Source organism: Acinetobacter pecorum, from assembly GCF_014837015.1.
GTDB classification, from domain to species: domain Bacteria; phylum Pseudomonadota; class Gammaproteobacteria; order Pseudomonadales; family Moraxellaceae; genus Acinetobacter; species Acinetobacter pecorum.
In genome coordinates this window covers 1-1229 of sequence record NZ_JACSPT010000046.1, presented here as the reverse complement: position 1 = coordinate 1229, position 1229 = coordinate 1, and the positions used below count along the sequence as shown (strand labels likewise).

Here is a 1229-nt window from a genome sequence, read left to right as displayed (position 1 = left end):
CATGAGTTTACTTCCCTGATTCTGGCATTGCTGCAAACTTCCGGTTATGCACCCAAAGTCTCTGATGAAGTGCTGGAGTCTATTAAAAGTCTGGGCATTCAATCCGACTTTGAAGTGTTCGTATCCTTAAGCTGCCATAACTGTCCGGATGTGGTTCAGGCACTGAACCTGATTGCGATCTACAACCCGGGTACCACAGCCACCATGATTGATGGTGCCTTCTTCCAGGATGAAGTCGAAGAACGCAAGATCATGGCTGTTCCGATGGTATTTCAGGACAACCAGCACATCGGTCAGGGGCGTATGACACTGGAAGAAATCATTGCCAAACTGGATAGCAATGCAGCTGCCAGAGATGCTGAAAAGCTGAATGCCAAAGACGCCTTTGATGTACTGATCGTCGGTGGCGGACCTGCAGGCAATACCGCTGCGATCTATGCGGCACGTAAAGGTATTAAAACCGGGATCGTGGCCGAACGCATGGGTGGTCAGGTCATGGACACCATGGATATTGAAAACTACACCTCTATCCAGAAGACCCAAGGTCCGAAGTTTGCAGCGGAAATGGAAGCACACGTACGTGAATACGGTGTCGACATCATGAACCTGCAACGGGTATCCAATATCAAAGGTGCAGATGAAACTGCCAATGGCCTGGTGGAAGTCACCCTTGAAAACGGTGCCAAACTTGAATCGAAAACCGTGATTCTGTCGACCGGTGCACGCTGGAGAGAGATGAACGTTCCGGGTGAGCAGGAATATAAAACCCGTGGTGTGGCCTACTGTCCGCACTGTGATGGTCCTCTGTTCAAGGGTAAACGTGTTGCGGTCATCGGTGGCGGTAACTCGGGTGTCGAAGCTGCGATCGACCTGGCCGGTATTGTAGAGCATGTAACGCTGGTGGAATTTGATACCAAGCTGCGTGCCGATCAGGTACTGCAGGACAAGCTGAACAGCTTGCCGAATACCACAGTCATCAAGAATGCCCTGTCGACTGAAGTGCTGGGTGACGGTTCACAGGTGACCGGTCTGAAATACAAAGACCGTGCGACTGATGAAGAGCATATGGTAGAACTTGCGGGGATCTTCGTGCAGATCGGCCTGTTGCCTAACACCGACTTCCTGAAAGAGACTTCGGTTGAGCTGACTAGTCGTGGCGAGATTGTGATTAACGAGCGCAACGAAACCAATGTGAAAGGTGTATTTGCTGCAGGTGACTGTACCACCGT

General features: G+C 50.9%; 1 protein-coding gene. It reads left to right on the top strand.

Annotated features, from left to right (window positions below; translation table 11 throughout):
• The coding region (gene ahpF / locus H9629_RS15275; protein WP_191731459.1) for an alkyl hydroperoxide reductase subunit F at positions 1 to 1229 on the top strand (1229 nt) is incomplete at both ends.